Below are 19,223 nucleotides of genomic sequence, written 5' to 3' on the forward strand. Positions count from 1 at the left end.
CGCCTCGCTGGTTGCAAGAGGTCAGAAGCGGAAGCCAGGCGGCGCATTGCCTGTGGCGGGCGGCAATTCGCTCGCGGTGTTGTCTGCGGTTCTGCTTTCCCTGGCCGATGGCTTTTCCGTTTTTGCGGCAACGGATTTCGCCTGGCCGGCAGCGGCTTCGGCTTGCGGATTGCTGTAGCCCTTCGGCAGGCGATTCGTTTCCGGATAGCCTGCCGAAGTCAGGGCCGCATTCCACGCGTCCGTGTCGAACCCGCGTTCCTTGCCGCGGCCGACCAGCAGGAACGGCAGCTTGCCGTCAGCACTGATCTTCTTGAACTGTTCGGAGTCGTCCTTGCTCGTCACGGTCTTTTCAGTGAAGGGGATGCCGCGCTGGGAGAGCAGGGTGCGCCCTTCGTTGCACGGCGCGCAGTCCGTTGTCGTGTAGAGCGTGACAGGATGGTTCCTTGCGGCTTCTGCCAATTCGTAAGGGAGACCTGCGGTGTTGACGCCGCCGGCACTCAGCGATTTCGTTTCGACACGCGTTGCCGATTTGGGCGGCGGCGTGTCGCTGTAGGTGACTTTGCCGTCGGGCCCGACCCATTTATACATCTGTGCCTGGGCGCTTGCGGCGCACACCAGCAATACCAGTGAACACAATGGCAATGTGCGTTTCATGTCATCTCCCTTGTTTCGCCGTGTTTTCGCTTTTATGAAGTCATGCCGCTGTGGCGCAGCAGCGCGTCGATGCTGGGTTCGCGGCCGCGGAATGCCTTGAACGACTCCAGCGCCGGGCGCGAGCCACCCATGCCCAATATCTCTCGATGGAATTTCTCGCCGGTTTCGGCGGAGAGGATATTGCCGCTGAGGGTGCCTGCTTCCTCGAACGCGCTGTAGGCATCGGCCGACAGCACTTCCGCCCACTTGTAGCTATAGTAGCCCGCCGCATAGCCGCCGGCAAAGATATGCCCGAACGAATGCTGGAAGCGGTTGAATTCGGGCGGGATCACGACCGCCACCTGATGGCGCACATCCCGCAGCACATCCTGCACGGTCTCGCTGCCGTGCGGGTCGTGTCCATAGTGCAGATGCATGTCGAACAGCGCGAACTCGACCTGGCGCAGGGTCTGCAGGCCGGACTGGAAGTTCTTCGCCAAGATCATCTTGTCAAACAGTTCACGCGGCAGCGGCTTGCCGGTGTCGACATGCGCTGTCATGTGTTGCAGCACATCCCATTCCCAGCAAAAGTTTTCCATGAACTGCGATGGCAGTTCCACCGCGTCCCATTCCACGCCGGAGATGCCCGACACGCCGAGCTCGTCCACCTGCGTGAGCATGTGATGCAGGCCGTGTCCGAATTCATGAAACAGCGTGATGACCTCATCGTGCGTGAACAGCGCCGGCTTGGCCTTGCCGTTGACGACCACCGGTTCGGAGAAGTTGCAGGTCAGATAGGCGACCGGCGTCTGCACGCCCTTGCCGGTCAGGCGCCGCCCGCGCGCGTCGTCCATCCATGCGCCGCCGCGCTTGCCGCTGCGTGCATACAGATCGAGATAGAACTGGCCGACCAGCTGGCCGTTGCGCTCGATGCGGAAGAACTTCACGTCCTTGTGCCAGGTCGGTGCGTTGTCGGGCTTGATCTCGACGGCGAACAGGGTCTGTATCACGCGGAACAGGCCGTCGATCACCTTCGGTTCAGGGAAGTATTCCTTCACTTCCTGCTCGGAAAACGCGTACCTCTGCTCGCGCAGTTTTTCCGCGGCATAGGCCATGTCCCATGCTTCCAGCGTATCGAGCGCGAGTTCCTTGCCGGCGAAGGTGCGCAATTCGGCGAGGTCGCTTTCCGCGAATGGGCGTGCGCGTGTCGCCAGGTCTTCGAGAAAGTCGATGACCTGCTGCGGCGTTTCGGCCATTTTCGGCACCAGCGACACTTCGGCGAAATTCCTGAAGTCGAGCAGCTTGGCTTCCTCGTCGCGCAGTTTCAGGATCTCGACGATGTTCTGCGTGTTATCCCATTCAGCAAACTTGCTGAACACGGTGCCGAGTTCCGATGCCTTGGTCGCGTTGGCGCGGTAGATCGTTTCGCGCAGCGCGCGGTTGTCGGCGTACTGCAGGATCGGGAAGTAGGACGGGAAGTGCAGCGTGAACTTGAAGCCGGGCTTGCCATCCTTTTCGGCAGCGGTGCGTGCCGCCTGCTTGACGTCGTCCGGCAGACCGGCCAGCTCGGTTTCGTCCTCGACGAAGAGCGCGTAGTCATTGGTGGCGTCCAGCACGTTTTCCGAGAAGCGCGTGGTCAATGCGGCGTGCTTTTCCTGAATCTCGGCGTAGCGCACCTTCTTGTCGTCGGGCAGTTCCGCGCCGCCGAGGCGGAAGTCGCGCACGGCATTCTCGATGATCTTCTTGCGCGCCGGCGACAGGCTTGCGTATTCGGCGCTCGCGCGCAGCGCCTTGTACTTGTCGAACAGCGCGAGATTCTGTCCCAGCTCGGTCCAGAATTCGGTCACTTTCGGCAGGTTTTCATTGTAGGCGGCGCGCAGTTCCGGCGTGTCGACCACGGCGTTCAGATGCCCGACGATGCCCCATGCCCGGCCCAGTTTTTCAGTCGAGTTTTCCAGCGGTTCGACAAAATTGTTCCATGTGACCTCGTCCATCGGCTTTTCAAGGACGGCGACGACCGCCCGGTTCGCATCGAGCAGTTCGGCGATTGCCGGCGTGACATGTTCGGGCTTGACCGCGTCGAAACGCGGGAGGTCGGAAAAATCGAGCAGGGGATTCAGGGCGGAGTTCATGGCGTCAGGTTCTTTCTGCGGCTTCAATAGTGTTGACCAGCAACATCGTGATCGTCATCGGTCCCACGCCGCCCGGCACCGGCGTGATGTAACCGGCCGCTTCACTGGCACTGGCGAAATCAACGTCGCCGCACAACTTGCCGTTGTCGTCGCGGTTGATGCCGACGTCGATCACGACTGCGCCCGGCTTGACCATGTCGCCGGTCACGGTGTTGCGTTTGCCGGTGGCGACGACGAGGATGTCGGCCTGGCGCGTGTGATGACCGAGATCACGTGTTTTCGAATTGCAGATGGTGACGGTTGCACCGGCCTGCAAGAGCAGCATCGCCTGCGGTTTGCCGACGATATTGGAGGCGCCGACGACAACGGCGTGGGCACCGCGCACCGGATAGTTGATCGATTCCAGCATTTTCATTACGCCATAAGGGGTGCAGGGGCGGAACAGCGGTTGCCCTGTCATCAACAAACCGGCGTTGCTGATATGGAAACCATCCACATCCTTTTCCGGTGCGATGGCTTCGATCACCTTGTGTGCATCGATATGCGGCGGCAGCGGAAGCTGCACCAGGATGCCGTTGATTTTCGGATCGCGATTCAATGCATCGATACGGGCCAGCAATGCCGTTTCGCTCATGTCGGCGTCGTATTTCTCCAGTACCGAATGAATGCCGTTGTCCTCGCAGGCCTTGACCTTGTTGCGCACGTAGACCTGCGAAGCCGGGCTGTCGCCGACCAGAATGACGGCCAGGCCGGGTTGCTTGCCCTTGGCGGTCAGTGCGGCTGCGCGTTTGGCGACATCGGCGCGCAATTGGTGGGAGAGCTCGGTTCCGTTGATGAGTTGTGCAGGCATGGTTTGCGTTGGGATAAGAACGATGAAAAGGAGATTATATAAGTTGAACGTCTTGAGAACCTGTCCGGATTGGGTGACCTGAGGTGCGTGCGTGGTCGAAATAATTTCACATTATAAAAAGTAATACCGTATTTTGAAAAATTGAAAGAGTGCTGTTAGAATATTTTCACCGCGCACCGCCACGGCAAACGTTGTTAAAACAAATCCCGACCGCGATCCCGAATCGGGTAGGCCCTTATATCAGGAGACAAACCATGTCCGCCCAGCTCGACCAAGTGTTGGCGCAAGCCGCCAACGACCCCGATGTATTGGAAACACAAGAATGGCTTGATGCGCTCGAAGCCGTGATTGAAACCGAAGGTCCGGAGCGTGCTCACTACCTGATGGAGCGCATGGTCGATCTGGCCCGCCGTCGCGGCGCCCACATCCCGTTCTCCAGCAATACCGCTTACGTCAATACCATCCCGGCCCATCTCGGCGAACACTGCCCGGGCAATCTCGAATACGAAGAGCGCCTGCGCTCCTGGATGCGCTGGAACGCGATGGCGATGGTGGTCAAGGCCAACCGTGCCGATGGCGATCTCGGCGGTCACATTTCCAGTTTTGCTTCATTGGCCAACATGCTTGGCATCGGCTTCAATCATTTCTGGCATGCGCCGACCGCAGAACACGGCGGCGACCTGCTCTATATTCAGGGCCACTCATCGCCCGGCGTCTATGCGCGTGCCTTCCTCGAAGGTCGCTTGACGGAAGATCAATTGCTCAATTTCCGCCGCGAGGTCGATGGCAAGGGCCTGTCCTCCTATCCGCATCCGAAGCTGATGCCGGATTTCTGGCAATTCCCGACCGTGTCGATGGGACTGGGACCGCTGATGGCGATTTACCAGGCGCGCTTCCTCAAGTATCTGCATGCGCGCAACATCGCCGACACGGCATCGCGCAAGGTGTGGGCATTCTGCGGCGACGGCGAAATGGACGAGCCGGAGTCGATGGGCGCGATCGGCATGGCCGGACGCGAGCAGCTCGACAACCTGGTCATGGTCGTCAACTGCAATCTGCAACGACTGGACGGTCCGGTACGTGGCAACGGCAAGATCATCCAGGAGTTGGAGGCCGATTTCCGCGGCGCCGGCTGGAACGTGGTCAAGGTCATCTGGGGCAGCTACTGGGATGAGCTGCTGGCGCGCGACAAGGACGGCATCCTGCAGCGCGTGATGATGGAAACCGTGGACGGCGAGTACCAGAACTACAAGGCGAAGGACGGCGCCTACGTGCGCAAGCACTTCTTCGGCAAGCATCCGAAGCTGCTTGAACTGGTCAGCAAGATGTCCGACGACGATATCTGGCGTCTGAACCGCGGCGGCCACGATCCGCACAAGATTTATGCCGCTTTCAAGCAGGCGCAGGAGCACAAGGGCCAGCCGACCGTCTTGCTGGTCAAGACCATCAAGGGCTTCGGCATGGGCAAGTCGGGCGAGGCGCGCAACACTGCGCACCAGACCAAGAAGCTCGACGATGCGGCAGTGCGCGAAATGCGCGACCGCTTCGCGATCCCGATCCCCGACGACAAGCTGGCGGAAGTGCCGTTCTTCAAGCCGGCCGACGACGCGCCGGAAATGAAATACCTGCACGAGCGCCGCAAGGCCCTGGGCGGCTACCTGCCGCAGCGCCGCGTGAAGGCGGAAGAAACGCTGCCGGTGCCGGATCTGTCGACGTTCAAGGCAGTGTTGGAGCCGACCGCGGAAGGTCGCGAAATCTCGACGACGCAGGCTTACGTCCGCATCATCACCGCGCTGCTGCGCGACGCCAATCTCGGACCGCGCGTCGTGCCGATTCTGGTCGACGAAGCGCGCACCTTCGGCATGGAAGGCCTGTTCCGCCAGATCGGCATCTTCAATCAGCAAGGACAGCTGTACGAGCCGGTCGACCGCGATCAGGTGATGTACTACCGCGAAGACAAGGCCGGTCAGATCCTGCAGGAAGGCATCAACGAGGCGGGTGCGATGAGTTCGTGGATCGCGGCGGCGACCTCGTATTCGACCAACAACCGGGTCATGATCCCGTTCTACACCTTCTACTCGATGTTCGGCCTGCAGCGCGTCGGCGACCTCGCATGGGCGGCTGGCGACATGCGGGCGCGCGGCTTCCTGCTGGGCGGTACCGCAGGGCGCACCACGCTCAACGGCGAAGGCTTGCAGCACGAAGACGGTCACAGCCATGTGCTGGCATCGACGATCCCGAACTGCATTCCCTACGACCCGACTTTCGCGCATGAAGTTGCCGTCATCATGCACGACGGTCTGAAGCGCATGGTCGAAAATCAGGAAGACGTGTTCTACTACATCACCCTGATGAACGAGAACTACGCTCATCCGGGCCTGAAGGAAGGGCAGGAGCAGGACATTCTGAAGGGCCTGTATCTCTTGCAGGAAGGTGATAAGAAGGCGAAGCATCGCGTGCAGCTGATGGGTTCCGGCACGGTCCTGCGCGAGGTGATCGAGGCAGCCGAGCTGCTCAAGAACGACTGGGGCGTCGGTGCCGATGTCTGGTCAGCGCCGTCCTTCACGCTGCTGGCGCGCGATGGCCAGGATGCGGAGCGGTGGAACATGCTGCATCCGGTCGAGCAGCCGCGCGTCGCGCATGTCACGAAGTCGCTGCAATCCACCAAAGGCCCAATCATTGCGTCGAGCGACTACATGCGCACCTTTGCAGAACAGATTCGCGCCTTCATGCCGAAGGGACGCAGCTACAAGGTGCTGGGCACCGATGGCTTCGGCCGCTCCGACACGCGTGCAAAGCTGCGCGAGTTCTTCGAAGTGAACCGATACTTCGTGACCATCGCGGCATTGAAGTCGCTTGCCGATGAAGGAGCGATTGCACCCACGATCGTCGCCGAGGCGATTGCAAAGTACGGCATCAATCCGAACAAACCGAATCCGGTTACGCTGTAACTCGCATCAATAAAATAGAAGACAAATAATTCCCTCCCTTCAAGGGAGGGTCGGGGAGAGGTGGGTCCTTGGTCTTGAAGGAAACCCACCTCCATCCCGGCCCGGTCTCTGAAGCAGAGGGTGATAACGGAGCTAAAGCCATGAGCGTAATCGAAGTCAAAGTCCCGGATATCGGCGATTTCAAGGAAGTCGAAGTCATCGAGCTGCTGGTCAAACCGGGCGACAGAATCAAGATCGATCAATCGCTGATCACGGTCGAGTCCGACAAGGCCAGCATGGAGATTCCATCGAGCCACGCCGGTGTGGTGAAGGAACTGAAGGTCAAGGTTGGCGACAAGGTCGCGGAAGGAACACTGTTGCTGACGTTGGAGGCGGACGCCGCCGGTGCGTCGGCTCCGGCTCCTGCAGCAGAGGCCCCGAAAGAGGCCGCTGCGCCGGTTCCCGCCCCTGCAGCATCTCAGCCGGCGGCTGCACCCGCAGCGGCATCCATCGTGGAAGTGAAGGTCCCCGATATCGGCGACTTCAAGGAAGTGGAAGTCATCGAGCTGATGGTCAAGCCGGGTGATACGATCAAGGTCGATCAGTCGCTGATCACGGTCGAATCCGACAAGGCCAGCATGGAAATCCCCTCCAGCCATGCCGGCGTGGTCAAGGAAGTCAAGGTGAAGGTCGGCGACAAGGTTGCGGAAGGAACGCTGCTACTGGTTGTAGAAACCGCCGGGACAAACGGAACCGCGGCAGCAGCCAAGGCTGCAGCGCCGGCTGCTGCCAGCGTGGCGAGCGTATCGGCATCTGCGCCACCGGCCCCGCCGTTACAGGCCCAGGTTGAATCCAGGTCGGCACCGACCGCGTCGTTGGAGCCGGTCGAGCCAAATGGGACCAAGCCGCATGCGTCGCCCTCGGTACGAAAGTTTTCCCGCGAGCTCGGCGTCGATCTGGCGCGCATCAAGGGCACGGGTGTAAAGGGCCGGATCGTGCATGACGACGTCCAGAATTATGTGAAGGCAGTGATGTCGGGCGCCGCTGCTGCGCCTGCTGCTGCCGCGCCGGTATCCAGAGGCGGCGGCATGGATCTGCTGCCATGGCCGTCGCTCGACTTCTCCAAATTCGGCGCGACCGAGTTGCAGCCGCTGTCCCGCATCAAGAAAATCAGCGGCCCCAACCTGCATCGCAACTGGGTGATGATTCCGCATGTGACGCAGTTCGACGAAGCCGATGTCACCGAGCTGGAAGAGTTCCGCAAGGAATCGAATACAGCAATGGCGAAGTCCGGCGTCAAGCTGACCATGCTCGCTTTTGTCATCAAGGCCAGCGTCGCCGCGCTGAAGAAATTCCCTGCGTTCAACGCATCGCTCGATGCCAAGGGCGAGAACCTGATTCTCAAGCAGTATTGCCACATCGGCTTTGCCGCTGACACGCCGAACGGTCTCGTCGTCCCGGTGATCAAGGACGCCGACAAGAAAGGCATCGTGCAGATTGCGCAAGAGATGACGGATTTGTCGGCGCAGGCACGCGAAGGCAAACTGAAGCCGGCCGACATGCAGGGAGCGAGCTTCACCATTTCGTCGCTGGGCGGCATCGGCGGCACGGCGTTCACGCCGATCATCAACGCGCCGGAAGTGGCGATTCTCGGCCTGTCGAAATCCGACATCAAGCCGGTGTGGGACGGCAAGCAGTTTGCGCCGCGACTCATGCTGCCCTTGTCACTGTCCTACGATCACCGCGTGATCGATGGCGCGATGGGCGCCCGCTTCGCGGTCTATCTGGCAGAAGTGCTGGCTGACATGCGCAAGACATTGCTGTGACGCGACAGGTGGAAGAGGGGAGTGAGCGACATTAAAGGCATGAGAGCGGGTGCAAGCTTGTTCCGCTTTCTTGCCGTTGCCATCGCTGCTCGCCTTGATCACGGAGACTAACAATGACCACTTGCGTTGTCGTCAAAAAGCAGAACGAAATTGCGATCGCATCCGATTCGCTGGTGACGTTCGGCGACACTCGTCTCTCGCATGCGTACGAGGTGAACGAGAAAATTTTTCCGGTTGGCGAATCCTATGTCACGCTGGCAGGCACTGCCGCCCATTTCCCTGTCATGCGCAAGCTGTTGACCGGCATGGGTGAAGAATGCAGGTTGTGCAGCCGTGACGAGGTATTCGAAACTTTTTCGAAGGTGCACGAGATCCTGAAGGAAAAGTATTTCCTGAACACGAAAGAGGATGAGGACGACCCTTACGAATCGTCGCAGATCACCGCGCTGATTGCGAATCCGCACGGGATTTTCGGTGTGTATTCGTATCGCGAAGTGTTCAGCTTCGATCGCTTCTGGGGCATCGGCAGCGGGCGCAATTTCGCATTGGGCGCGATGTATGCCGCGTACGACCGCACCGAAACCGCAAGGGAGATCGCGGAAATCGGTGTGCAGGCGGGGGCGGAGTTCGACAAGAGTTCGTCGGCACCTTTCCGCATCTACAGTTTTCCAATGAAACAATAAAAATCGCTTTGCCATCGCGGCGAAGCGGCATATGGAGCCAACGCTATGAGCTTGATTGAAGTGAAAGTCCCCGACATTGGCGACTTCAAGGAAGTGGAAGTCATTGAACTGCTGGTCAAGCCCGGCGACACGATCAAGGTCGATCAATCGCTGATCACGGTCGAATCCGACAAGGCCAGCATGGAGATTCCCTCCAGCCACGCCGGTGTCGTGAAGGAATTGAAGGTCAAGGTTGGCGACAAGGTGGCTGAAGGTTCATTGCTGCTGTCGCTCGACGCTGCGGAAGCGACCGCAGCAACTACGCCGGCCGCTGCACCTGCACCTGCCGCTTCTCCGTCCGCCGCAGCCGCACCTGTCCCGGCGGCAGGCAGTTACGCAGGCACGTCCGATATCGAATGCGACATGCTGGTGCTGGGTGCCGGTCCGGGCGGATACTCTGCTGCGTTCCGCTCTGCCGACCTCGGCATGGCGACCGTGCTGGTCGAGCGTTATCCAACCCTGGGCGGCGTGTGTCTGAACGTCGGCTGCATTCCATCCAAGGCCTTGCTCCACGTTGCCGCAGTCGTCGATGAGGCGGCGACGATGGCAGAGCACGGCATCAGTTTCGGCAAGCCGCAGGTCGATCTCGACAAGCTGCGCGGCTGGAAGGATAAAGTTGTCGGCAAGATGACCGGCGGCCTGGCCGGCATGGCCAAGGCGCGCAAGGTGAACGTGGTGCAAGGCGTCGGACAATTCGTCAGCCCGAACCACATGGAAGTTGCCTCGCCTGATGGCAGCAAGAAAACCATCCGCTTCAAGCAAGCAATCATCGCCGCCGGTTCGTCGGTCGTGAACCTGCCATTCGTGCCGCAGGATCCACGCATTGTCGACTCTACGGGCGCACTCGAACTGCGTTCGATGCCAAAGCGCATGCTGGTCATCGGCGGCGGCATCATCGGTCTGGAAATGGCGACAGTCTATTCGACGCTGGGTGCGCGCATCGATGTGGTCGAGATGATGGATGGATTGATGCAAGGCGCTGATCGCGATATGGTCCGCGTGTGGCAGAAGTTCAATGAGAAGCGCTTCGACAAGATCATGTTGAAGACCAAGACTGTCGCCGTCGAAGCATTGGCGGAAGGAATCAAGGTATCGTTCGAAAGCGCCGATCCCTCAGTGACGGCACCCGAGCCGCAGCTCTACGACATGGTACTCGTCGCGGTGGGACGCAGCCCGAACGGCAAAAAGATTGCCGCCGACAAGGCAGGCGTTGCCGTTACCGATCGCGGCTTCATCGATGTCGATACACAGATGCGCACCAATGTGCCGCATATCTTCGCGATTGGTGACGTGGTGGGGCAGCCGATGCTGGCGCACAAGGCGGTTCACGAAGCGCATGTCGCAGCGGAAGCGGCGGCGGGCGAGAAATCGCATTTCGATGCGCGCGTCATTCCCTCGGTTGCCTACACGGACCCCGAAATCGCATGGGTCGGCATCACCGAAGATGAGGCGAAGAGCAAGGGGATCAAGCTGGAGAAAGGCCTGTTCCCGTGGGGCGCGAGCGGCCGGGCAGTGGCCAATGGCCGCGACGAAGGCTTCACCAAGCTGCTGTTCGATGCCGAAACGCATCGCATCGTCGGCGGCGGCATCGTCGGTACGCATGCCGGCGACCTGATCGGCGAAATCGCGCTGGCGATTGAAATGGGGGCGGATGCCGTGGACATCGGCAAGACCATACATCCGCATCCGACTCTGGGCGAGTCGATCGGCATGGCGGCGGAGGTGTTTGAAGGCGTTTGCACCGATTTGCCGCCAATGCGGAAGAAGTGATTCTGTCAACCTCCATGCATGAAGAAAAGGGCGATGCCAAGAGGCATCGCCCTTTTTATTTTTGTGTCGCCATGTTCACCGATAGCTATTTACTGTCGAAGCGCCAGACCGGACTGGTGCGCGAATCGATGTGCATGCCGCCGACCCACCGATCTATCCGGTTGAGTGCGAGCCAGTCGGCTGTTCCCGTCAGCAGCTCACGACCGAGTTGCGTGACGCTGACCATCCATTCAACAGGTTTGCTCCCTTTGCGGTCGATGACAATCGCCGCTCTTTCCGCATCGGCCAATCCGGAAAGAATTTTCCAGTACTGCAAGTCTCCAAGAAACGGCAAGGGCTCATGGTAATTGGTGTACCTGGTGAAGAGCCGGGACGCATTCATTGCGCCTTCTTCAGTCAGGGTTTTTAATGTCAGATGCTCCGTCAGGCTCAGGCCATTCCGCGTGGATGGTAGCTCCTCGAGGTGGCGTGCGAGTGCTTTCGCCATCACTGGAATGGCTGGTGTCTGCGTTGCGATCAGATCCCGCAATGGGGCCGGCGTTGGCGCAGTGATGGCATCCCAGGCTTGCTTGCCCAGTGACAGTTGAGCGGGACCTGCGTTCGAGAATTGATTCCATAGCACGCGCATTGCCTCTGCGGGCAGTTGACCGATGCCGTTGAAACGCTTGACGCCGGGGAACCGGCTCACGCAGATCAGGCGCAGTTGCTGCGGACGCTGCGCGGCATGCTGGAAAAAATGAAAGAGCTTTGCGAGGATCAGCTGATCGTATGAGTCATGCTCGAACCACAGCATGACTCGCGGATAGTCTGTCGCCATTTCAAGAGCTGCGTAATCCTGCGTCAGGCGTTCCAGTGCCGCTTCCGGCGATTCGAACCAGGGGCGAAGAAATCGCGCGCGGATGCGGATGAATTCCTGCAAGGAATCCGTGTGCGGCACCGGCCCTTGCACGTACGGGTCGGCAAAGGCAAGAAAGTCTCCGGTAAAGCCGGCGACCGCGAGCTTGTGCATGATGTCGTGACCGCAGCGGATATGCAGAGTGCGGACATCACCATCCAGCGCGGATGGGCTTCCTTCCGCAACGCTTTTGAACGCGATGCGGACATATTCGCAATGCGCATGCAACTCCGACCATTTGCAAAAGCCGTTTTCCCGCGCAACGATTTGCTGGGCATCGCATAAGCGCGGAGTTGCGTCTGCCGACAGCGTGACTTCCGGAAGATGCAAACGATGGCGACTGATCGCTTCCGGATCGGTGCGACGCAATCCGCGCAGCAACTCCTTTGCGCGTTTCTTCTGTTGTTCAAGCGAGAGGGGTTGCAGCTTGCGCGGATCGCCATCCTGAAATTCCGGAGACGAAAGTGGTGCGGAGGAAAATTGCTGACGGAGCTGGGCGAGACTGATGATCATGACGATCTCCTTAGGGTATCCCGTGCCCGCGATTCAGGATTCAAGGAAATCGAACGATTCGTTGAGAGTTTGATGGGCGCAGCCCTTCCCGCGGGCGGGACGCTGACAAACCAGCGTGAGCTTCGATACTAAGCGCTCCGCCGGCTGCTGGCAAGAATGGAAACCCTGGGGAGACGGCTGTTGCCGCCGAATTGAAGTGAAGCAGCGCAGTCACGATTGCCCGGATGTGATGCTTTCAACCGGACTGCGCCTTGTTGCATGAAACCGGATCAGTGTCCCAGTTTTTTCAGAACATCCGACAGCATCGAAATCATCTGGTCGATTTCCGCTGTCGTCACATTCAGTGCCGGCATGAAGCGCAGCAGATCGGGACGTGGCGAGTTCAGCAGCAGACCTTCCGGATTGATATCGCGAGCGGTTTCGACGATCTGCGCGCCGATATTCTTGCCGAGCTTGAGCGCGCGCAACAGTCCTTCGCCGCGATCGCCTTCCAGTCCGTGCTTCTCGCTCAACTTCACCAGTTCCGCGCCGAGGTAGGCACCCTTGTCCTTGACCGACTGCAGAAAGCCCGGCTTCAACAGTTCGTCCAGTACTGCACCGCCGACGGCGGTCATCAGCGGATTGCCGTTATAGGTGCCGCCCTGATCGCCCGCTTCGAATACGGCAACCTCTTCGCGGCACAGCATGGCCGCCAGCGGGACGCCGCCGCCGATGCCCTTGCCGAGCGTCATGATGTCCGGCGTGACGTCCGACAACTGGTAGGCAAACAATTCGCCGGTGCGACCCATGCCCGCTTGCACTTCATCGACGATCAGCAGCAGGCCATGCTGTTTGGTGAGCGCGCGCAAGGCTTGCATGAATTCGCGCGATGCCGGAATCACGCCGCTTTCGCCTTGCACCGGCTCCAGCATCACGGCGATCGTCTTGTCGGTGATCAGCTTCTCGACGCTGGCGAGGTCGTTCAATTCGGCTTTCGGGAAACCCGGCACCTGCGGCGCGAAGATCGTGTCCCAGCCTGCCTTGCCGCTGGCCGACATGGTGGCCAGCGTGCGGCCGTGGAAGCTGTGGTTGAAGGTGATGATTTCGTAGCGGTCGGCACCGGCTGCGTTCTTGTGCTTCTTGCCCCACTTGCGCGCCAATTTGATGGCGCTCTCGTTGGCTTCCGCACCGCTGTTGGCGAAGAACACGCGATCGAAGCAGGAGTGCTTCACCAGCGACGACGCCAGTGCGATCGACGGTTCGTTGTAAAACGCCGGCGACGGATTGATCAGCTTCCTTGCTTGTTCTGTCAGCGCGTCCTGAATGCATTGCGGCGAGTGGCCGAGGCAGTTCACTGCCCAGCCCTGCAGATAGTCGAGGTAGCGCTTGCCCTTGTGATCGGTCAGCCACATGCCGTGGCCTTCGGTGAAGACCAGCGACGGCCGGTTGGTGATGTTTAACAGTGCATCGACGTGATACTGGCTGAATTCCATATCGGGCTCCTGGAAAAGGGCAATTGATGAATTGGTTAAAAGGCGGGAAAAAAGTTCAAAAAAAAAGCCACAGGGAGGACCTGTGGCTTGATGATCAGCTAACGCTTACATGCACGGCATCCCTGGCTGAGGCAGCGAGGAAGGGCGTCGCAAGAGTCTGACTGTCGTTTTCATGCGGCCAATAGTAGGACTTTTTGCGCAATGCGTCAAAAGTTTTTCCTGCCGCTCGCATGACTTGAGGGAAAGGCGAGGTCTAGCCTTTGGCCAGATCGGCTTCCGTCGTGAATGCGTCGGCATAAAACTCATCCTCCGGCAGCCCGCATTGTGCGACGTAATCCTGCATGGCCGCATCCACCATCACCGGCGCGCCGCAGGCATACACCTGATGGCCCGACAGGTCCGGCAGGTCTTCCATCACGGCGCGATGCACGAAGCCGCTGCGCCCGGTCCATGCATCCTCCGGCAAGGCGTCCGACACGACCGGAACGTACTTGAAGTTCGGCAGCGTACGCGCCCACTCTTCGCACAGCGCATGCATGTACAAATCCTTCGGACGGCGGCCGCCCCAGTACAGCACCATTGGGCGCTCGGTTTTCTGATGGACGGCATGCTCGATGATGGCCTTGATCGGCGCAAAGCCGGTGCCCGATGCCAGCAGCACCATCGGCTTGTCGGAATCCTCGCGCAGGAAGAAGGTTCCTTGCGGTCCTTCGAAGCGCAGAATGTCGCGTTCCTTCATCGTGCCGAATACGTGATCGGTGAACGTGCCGCCCGGCAGATGACGGATGTGCAATGTCACATGCTCGTCGAGATGCGGCGCATTGGCCATGCTGTAGCTGCGGCGCTTGCCGTCCTTCAGCAGGAATTCGATGTATTGGCCAGCACGGTATTGCAGACGCTCGTTGGCGGGAAGCTGCAGCGACACGACCAACACGTCATCGGCCACCTTGTCCAGCTTCGCGACGCGCGTCGGCAGCTTCTTGATCGGGAATTCGCCGACGCCCAATACCTCGCGCGCCTCGATCACGATGTCCGAATGCGGGTGAGCGCAGCAGAAGAGTGCAGCACCTTTCTGCTCCTCCGCCTCCGACAGCGCCTTCTGCTGATGCGCGCTGTGCGTGACCGAACCCTCCAGCAGCTTGCCCTTGCAGGTGCCACATGCGCCGTTCTTGCAGCCGTAGGGCAAGCCCACGCCGGCGCGAATGGCGGCGGAGAGCACGGTTTCGCCTTCGTCGCAGGTGAATTGCCGACCGCTCGGCTGAACAGTAACTTCGAAAGACATACAATCCTGATGATGAAAAAGAATGAAATTAAGGAAATGGGTGCCCCGCGTTTTGGCAAACCGCGCCTGCTGATTCTCGGCTGCGGCGACGTCGGCATGCGTCTCCTGCCGCTGGTGCGCGAGCGTTTTCGCGTATTCGCCGTTACCAGCCAGGAATCACGTCGCGAAGAACTGCGCGCCGCCGGGGCCGTGCCGGTCATTGCCGATCTTGACCGGCCAGCCAGCCTCGCCCGCCTTGCCGGACTTGCATCCCGGATCATCCATCTTGCACCGCCGCAGGCGGAAGGCGCGAAAGACAGGCGCACCCGTAATTTGACCGCCATTTTACCCGAGCGGGCGCAGCTCGTTTATGTCAGTACGACTGGCGTGTACGGCGATTGCGGAGGTGCGCTGGTCGATGAAACCCGCTCCGTGAACCCGAAAACGGCCCGCGCCAGGCGGCGTGTCGATGCGGAAATTTCCCTGCGTCGCTGGGCCAGAAGGTCCGGTTCGCGGTTGGCAATTTTACGCACACCCGGCATCTATGCCGCCGATCGTCTGCCGCTCGAACGCTTGCAGAAGGGAATGCCTGCACTGGAGGAAAAAGACGACGTCTACTCGAATCACATTCATGCAGACGATCTGGCGCATATCGTTGCGCGGGCCTTGTTCCAGGCCTTGCCTTGCCGGGTCTATCATGCGAGCGATGATTCGGACATGAAGATGGGGGACTATTTCGACGCGGTGGCCGATGCCTGCGATTTACCACGACCGCCGCGCCTGCCCCGTGACGAATTGACGAAAGCGGTTTCGCCAATGTTGTTGTCCTTCATGTCGGAGTCGCGTCGTCTGAGGAATGCAAGAATGAAACAGGAGCTTGGCGTGCGGTTGCGGTATGCAAAGGTGGAAGATTTGCTGCAAGGCATTGGCCGCGGGCAAACTTGCTTTGCGATGACTCAATAAATAAATATAGAGAGTTGCGTCAATCAGTCGAACTCGCCGCGGCCTTTCAAGAATGTCGCGCTCTTCGGTCACGCGCTTGATCTGTGCCTTCAGATGCCGTATCTCCGCTTGTTGAGCCTTGGCAGCTTCCCGCCGCTGCCAGCGGAACGATGTATTGCTTGAGCCCCTGATACAGGTTGTGCATCGTTACCATCCGGTTGGCCGCTTCTGCCTTCGGATGGCCGCGTTTGGTGAGTGGCTTGACCGCTTCAATCTTGAACTCTTCCGTATCCGCTTTGCACTCGTCACGCCCCCATAAACAAAACTGATAGGTTCAAGGGTGTCTGGCAAGCCGGTGCGATGTACTTTCGCGGGTGCAACTTGATATGATGTGCCAGCCGCAAAGCGTGGCGTCCCTCGGCCCTGTTTTTCGAAATGAAATCAAAACGCCATGCAATAAAGCGATATCTGATCCTGCTCATGTTTGGCTTGATCTGTCTGCTTCCGGGCTTGAGAACGGCCTGGGCTGCTGTTGCCGATCCGTTGCGCTTGCAAGCGCCCAACGCGACCTGGCTGCGGGATTCCGGCGCTCGTCTGACGATAGACGAGGCAGCAGCGCGTGCAGACGAATTCCAACCGCTGTACCACAGTCTGAGCCGCGGCTACACACGCGACGCGTACTGGTTGCGCCTGACGCTTCCCGCCGATATGAAGGAAGGCGAACTCTGGCTGGAGGTGCCGTCGACTGTGCTCGACGATGTACGCCTTTACGAGCCACGTACCGGTGGCTGGACCGTGCGCCGCAGTGGCGACACGCTGCCGTTCGATACGCATGAAGGCCCCTATCGCACGGCCAGCTTCCGGCTGGCGCAGCCGCACCCGGGCGAAGTGATGTATCTGCGCATCGAGACCACCAGCGTCATGGCGGTGTCGCCACGCCTGTGGCGTGCGCCTGCGTTGCAAACCGCCAACAACGCTGCGAATCTGGGCTATGGCTGGTATTTGGGGTTCATGTTTACCGTGGCGCTGTTCAATCTGGTCAGTTGGGCAACGACCCGGCACGGTATTTACGGAATATTCGCGATGTCGGTGGTAGCCACGGCAACGCGCTGGTTTGCTGTCGATGGACTTGCCGGCGAATTCGTGTTCCCGCATGACGCCTCCGTGCCGGCACTGCTCACCAATTCGCTGCTTGGCCTGCAGGCGCTATGTGATTGCCTGTGTCAGGCGCGATTGCTCCAGTTGCGGGGCAACTTTCCGCGCCTGCTGCATTTTTACCGCCTCGTCATGCTGCTGGGCGTGCTGATCATTTTCTCGCCCTTGTATGGCTATTACGGCTTGCTGGCAACCATGGTCTTCATCTGCGCCATGTTGGCTCCCTTGTTATCGATACCAGCCTACCTGCGCCTGTGGCGAACCGGCAATCTGTCGGGTCGCCTGATCGCCGTGTCGCTGCCGCTCTATTTCGTTGTCATGCTGCCAAATTATCTGGGCTCTCTGGGCTTCATGCCCCACGATCCCGCAACCATGAACAGCGCCCACCTGGCCAGTCTCCCGCTGGTTCTAGCGCTGCATCTGAGCCTCGTGCTGCGCGCGCGCGATGTCGAGCGCGCACGCAATGAGGCGCAGCGCCAGGCCAACGATGCGTTGGCGACGTCGCGGCGCGAGCGCAGCGCACGCGAAGAGCAGGATCGCTTCCTTTCCATGATTACCCACGAGGTGCGCACGCCGGTGGCCGTGATCGACGCTGCCGCGCACAGCCTGCGTCTGCTTGATCAAATCGGTGCCGATCCTGCGCAGCGCAATAGCCGCTATCAAAGCATCAAGCAGGCCGTCGGACGCATGAAGACCTTGATGGAACTGGCTGAGGTGCAGGATCGTCTCCTGCCGGGGACATCTCAGAGCAACACAGGATCGCTCGACCTGGCAACGCTCAGCCGCGATGCCCTGAGCGCGCTCGAACCCGTGGCTGCCGCCCGTGTGGCGATCGAAGCCGATGTTGCCCTGCCTCCGCTCAAGGGCGATACCCGTCTGCTGTACTTCGCGCTGCTCAACCTGCTCGACAACGCCGTCAAGTACGCGCATCCAGACACGCTGATCCGGATAGGAATCGTTACCGATATGAAGACGCGCGGCGTGCTCTGGCGCATCAAGGATCACGGACCCGGCATCCCGACGGGCAAGGAGGAAGCCATCTTTGAAAAATATCGCCGCCTCGATGAAACCGCCGCCCAGTCGGGTCTTGGCCTGGGCCTGTCGCTGGCAAGGCAAATCGTCGAAAAACATGATGGCCATTTGCGGCTCGACCGCAGCTGGCCTCACGGCGCTTGCTTCGAGATCTGGCTGCCGGAGGCTGCATGAAAGCCGTGGCAGCTCCCATCGCGCTGGTGGAAGACAACGACAGCCTGCGCACCGAACTGGCCTTTCATCTGACATGCGCCGGCCATGCGGTCACCGGCTTGGCCGACGGCGCCGCGCTCGACTTGCACCTGGCTACTCAGCCGTGCCGACTGGTGGTGCTCGACCTGGGCCTGCCGGGTGAAGACGGCCTGTCCATCTGCGCGCGCCTGCGCCAGAGCCGGCCGGAAATCGGCATCGTCATGCTCACCGCGCGCGGCATGGCGCATGACAGGCTGGCAGGCCTGCAAGGCGGCGCCGATGCCTATCTGGTCAAACCGGCGCCGGCGGAAGAACTGCTGGCCGTGATTACCAACCTGCTGCGCCGTCTGGCCGCAGCCGGCAGCGTGCCTGCTGCGGCCCCCGCGCCTGCCTGGATTTTCAATCAGCGCAAGCTCACGCTCACTGCCCCGAACGGCGAAATGCTGACGCTGACCCATGCCGAGAGCCTGTTGTTGCAAACCCTGCAACGCAACGCCCCCGAACCGGCCAGCCGCCGGCAATTGGTGGAAGCGCTGGGCGGCAACTACCTCGACTTCGCCGAGCACCGGCTCGAAGTCGCCATCAGCCGTCTGCGTCGCAAGCTCTCGCAAGCCTGGCCCGAAGCCGAAGCAATCCGCGCCGCCCGTGGCGTCGGTTATCTGCTGACCCAACCCTGCCTGCTGCAAAACGACGAATAAGCTCCGGTGCGCGCCGTGCCGTCGAAGCGATCGCCCGATCGCAGGGAGACTGTTAGCTTTTGTGAGCATTTCCGGACGGCAATCCGATAGCATCGGGCCGTTGCGCCTTGGCTTGGAATCGTCCGGGATGCCGATGTGGCGCAGCTTGTTGCCGGCAAATCGCCATGATTTGGAACGGTAGCAATAGCTGGCTTTCAAAG

The 19,223-nt window shown here is 60.2% G+C and carries 13 protein-coding genes; 7 read left to right on the forward strand and 6 right to left on the reverse strand.

Annotated elements, in window-relative coordinates; all coding sequences use genetic code 11:
• Positions 1 to 21: 21 nt before the first annotated feature.
• The 3 genes from D3870_RS04525 to folD are packed head-to-tail and all read right to left on the reverse strand — an operon-like array spanning position 22 to position 3,615.
• Positions 22 to 654 (reverse strand): glutaredoxin family protein, encoded by a 633-nt coding sequence (locus tag D3870_RS04525; protein ID WP_119737028.1) that lies wholly within the window; start codon positions 652 to 654, stop codon positions 22 to 24.
• 32 nt (positions 655 to 686) lie between these two features.
• Positions 687 to 2,765, reverse strand: a complete 2,079-nt coding sequence (locus D3870_RS04530; protein ID WP_119737029.1) for a M3 family metallopeptidase — start codon at positions 2,763 to 2,765, stop codon at positions 687 to 689.
• Between the two features lie 4 nt (positions 2,766 to 2,769).
• Entirely contained in the window at positions 2,770 to 3,615 is an 846-nt protein-coding gene (gene folD, locus D3870_RS04535; protein ID WP_119737031.1) for a bifunctional methylenetetrahydrofolate dehydrogenase/methenyltetrahydrofolate cyclohydrolase FolD, read from the reverse strand.
• Between the two features lie 254 nt (positions 3,616 to 3,869).
• Between folD and aceE the strand changes: the two genes are divergently transcribed.
• The 4 genes from aceE to lpdA all read left to right on the forward strand — a co-directional run bounded on the left by aceE (position 3,870) and on the right by lpdA (position 10,863).
• Positions 3,870 to 6,566, forward strand: coding sequence for a pyruvate dehydrogenase (acetyl-transferring), homodimeric type (aceE, locus tag D3870_RS04540; RefSeq protein ID WP_119737032.1), 2,697 nt, complete (start codon positions 3,870 to 3,872; stop codon positions 6,564 to 6,566).
• Positions 6,567 to 6,706: 140 nt separating this feature from the next.
• Positions 6,707 to 8,371 carry a dihydrolipoyllysine-residue acetyltransferase gene (aceF, locus tag D3870_RS04545; protein ID WP_119737034.1) on the forward strand — a complete coding sequence of 555 codons (1,665 nt, stop codon included), beginning with the start codon at positions 6,707 to 6,709 and terminating at the stop codon, positions 8,369 to 8,371.
• Positions 8,372 to 8,484: 113 nt separating this feature from the next.
• The gene (locus D3870_RS04550; RefSeq protein ID WP_119737036.1) at positions 8,485 to 9,054 is read left to right on the forward strand and encodes an Ntn hydrolase family protein; all 570 of its coding nucleotides are present in this window, start codon (positions 8,485 to 8,487) and stop codon (positions 9,052 to 9,054) included.
• Positions 9,055 to 9,099: 45 nt separating this feature from the next.
• Positions 9,100 to 10,863: a dihydrolipoyl dehydrogenase gene (gene lpdA / locus D3870_RS04555; protein WP_119737038.1), complete on the forward strand. Its 1,764-nt coding sequence runs from the start codon at positions 9,100 to 9,102 to the stop codon at positions 10,861 to 10,863.
• Positions 10,864 to 10,948: 85 nt separating this feature from the next.
• Here lpdA and D3870_RS04560 read toward each other — a convergent pair whose 3' ends face one another.
• From D3870_RS04560 to D3870_RS04570, 3 genes are all read right to left on the reverse strand, one after another.
• Positions 10,949 to 12,271, reverse strand: a complete 1,323-nt coding sequence (locus D3870_RS04560) for a DUF1835 domain-containing protein (protein ID WP_119737040.1) — start codon at positions 12,269 to 12,271, stop codon at positions 10,949 to 10,951.
• A gap of 269 nt (positions 12,272 to 12,540) precedes the next feature.
• Positions 12,541 to 13,743 (reverse strand): acetylornithine transaminase, encoded by a 1,203-nt coding sequence (locus tag D3870_RS04565; protein ID WP_119737042.1) that lies wholly within the window; start codon positions 13,741 to 13,743, stop codon positions 12,541 to 12,543.
• A gap of 253 nt (positions 13,744 to 13,996) precedes the next feature.
• Complete coding sequence (locus D3870_RS04570) at positions 13,997 to 15,025, reverse strand: CDP-6-deoxy-delta-3,4-glucoseen reductase (RefSeq protein WP_119737044.1); 1,029 nt, start codon at positions 15,023 to 15,025, stop codon at positions 13,997 to 13,999.
• Positions 15,026 to 15,061: 36 nt separating this feature from the next.
• On the opposite strand from D3870_RS04570, the gene D3870_RS04575 reads away from it, so the two are divergent.
• The 3 genes from D3870_RS04575 (at position 15,062) to D3870_RS04585 (ending at position 19,023) form a co-directional block, all read left to right on the forward strand.
• The gene (locus tag D3870_RS04575; protein ID WP_119741670.1) at positions 15,062 to 15,967 is read left to right on the forward strand and encodes an SDR family oxidoreductase; all 906 of its coding nucleotides are present in this window, start codon (positions 15,062 to 15,064) and stop codon (positions 15,965 to 15,967) included.
• Positions 15,968 to 16,426: 459 nt separating this feature from the next.
• Positions 16,427 to 18,307: a sensor histidine kinase gene (locus tag D3870_RS04580; RefSeq protein ID WP_119741672.1), complete on the forward strand. Its 1,881-nt coding sequence runs from the start codon at positions 16,427 to 16,429 to the stop codon at positions 18,305 to 18,307.
• Positions 18,304 to 19,023 (forward strand): response regulator transcription factor, encoded by a 720-nt coding sequence (locus tag D3870_RS04585; RefSeq protein ID WP_119737046.1) that lies wholly within the window; start codon positions 18,304 to 18,306, stop codon positions 19,021 to 19,023. Before D3870_RS04580 ends, D3870_RS04585 begins: the two co-directional genes overlap by 4 nt.
• Positions 19,024 to 19,223 lie beyond the last annotated feature (200 nt).

It is taken from the genome of Noviherbaspirillum cavernae (assembly GCF_003590875.1).
Classification (GTDB): domain Bacteria; phylum Pseudomonadota; class Gammaproteobacteria; order Burkholderiales; family Burkholderiaceae_D; genus Noviherbaspirillum; species Noviherbaspirillum cavernae.